The sequence below is a fragment of the Mycobacterium sp. ML4 genome (assembly GCF_054515735.1).
Map to the genome: position 1 here is coordinate 1 of NZ_JBTNSY010000073.1, position 1667 is coordinate 1667.

The window sequence follows — 1667 nt, forward strand, 5'->3', positions numbered from 1 at the left end:
CCTCGGGCTTTCGCCGGGATTTGTTTTGGCGGGGTGGCGTTAACGAAGAATGGTGCTCTGAACTGCGAGGATGTTGATTGCTCAAGTCAATATCTCTGCGGTTCAAGGAGCACCAATCTGGTGAGGAAGTCTACGTCGCGTTATCCGTTGTTGTCTGCTGAGGCGTCCGGTTCGGGTGTCGTGTCGCAGGCGGGTGCAGTCGCGTTGGCACGTATCGCCGAATCGGTCGGGTTGACCGCGGCGTTATCGGCGGAGTTGACGCTGTGGCGCAGTCCGCTGGCTAGCCATGATCCGGGCAAGATCGTCTGTGATCTGGCGATCTCGCTGGCCATGGGCGGGGATTGTTTGGCTGACATCGCCATGTTGCGCGCCCAGCGGCGCGTGTTTGGTGTGGTGGCCTCCGATCCCACGGTGTCGCGGTTGATCGCGACGCTGGCCGCCGACGCATCTGCAGCGTTGAGCGCCATTGACACTGCGCGCGCCGTGGCGCGCTCGGCGGCATGGAACGCGGCTGGGGATCGGGCACCCGATCACGGCGCTGGGGGCGAGCAGCCGGTGGTCATCGACATCGATGCCTCGTTGGTGGATGCGCACTCAGACAAGGAGTACGCGGCCCCAACCCGGAAGCGGGGCTTCGGCTTTCACCCGTTGTGCGCATTCGTCGACCACGGCGCCGAGGGCACGGGTGAACCCGTGGCGATCCTGCTGCGCCCCGGTAACGCCGGGGCCAACACCGCCGCCGACCACAAGAAAGTCCTTGCCCAGGCGCTGGCCCAGTTGCCGATCGACCCAGGCTATCGGGTGGGAAAGAAGGTCTTAATCCGCACCGATGCTGCCGGGGGCACCCATGAATTCCTCGACTACCTGCATGCCCGCCGGCTGGCGTACTCGGTCGGGTTCCCCCTGACCGAGATCGCCGTTGCAGCCATCGGCGCGATTCCCGAACAGGCCTGGACCCCGGCCTATGACACCGCCGGCGGGGTACGTCAGGGTGCCTGGGTCGCCGAGGCCACCGGCGTGCTGGATCTATCTGGCTGGCCACCGGGCATGCGGGTCATCATCCGCAAAGAGCGCCCGCACCCGGGGGCTCAGCTACGGTTCACCGACTGCAACGGGCTGCGGCTGACCGCCTTTGCCACCAACACCACGCGCGGACAATTGCCCCACCTGGAACTCCGCCACCGCCGCCGGGCCCGCTGCGAAGACCGCATCCGCGCCGCTAAAGACACCGGCCTGACCAACCTGCCTCTGCACGGGTTCGACCAGAACCGCATCTGGTGCGCGATCGTGCAACTGGCCCTCGAACTCACAGCCTGGCTGCAGATGATCGCCCTGCACGATCACCCCGCACGGCGCTGGGAACCCAAAAGGCTCCGGCTGCGCCTATTCTCGATCGCCGCCAGGATTACCCACCACGCCCGACGCATCCGGCTACGCCTGTCAACACATGCCCCCTGGGCAGGCCTGCTGCTCACCGCACTGACTCGGCTACAACCAGGATGACCAACCACCACCCGTCACGACGACCCGAAAGGACCCCCGGGAAGTGGAACCCGGCAGAAACCCGCTGACCGGGACAACCGACCACACCCACCGACGGGAATCCAGCAACAACAACCAATCCGAACCTGATCAAGCCAGGCCGTCAGCCACGCGAAAGATCGAGG

1 protein-coding gene is annotated in these 1667 nt (G+C 65.6%); it reads left to right on the forward strand.

Features of this window, described 5'->3' with window-relative positions; translation table 11 throughout:
- Positions 1-120 precede the first annotated feature (120 nt).
- Positions 121-1503, forward strand: coding sequence for an IS1380 family transposase (locus tag ACX9NE_RS29235; RefSeq protein ID WP_459365259.1), 1383 nt, complete (start codon positions 121-123; stop codon positions 1501-1503).
- Positions 1504-1667 lie beyond the last annotated feature (164 nt).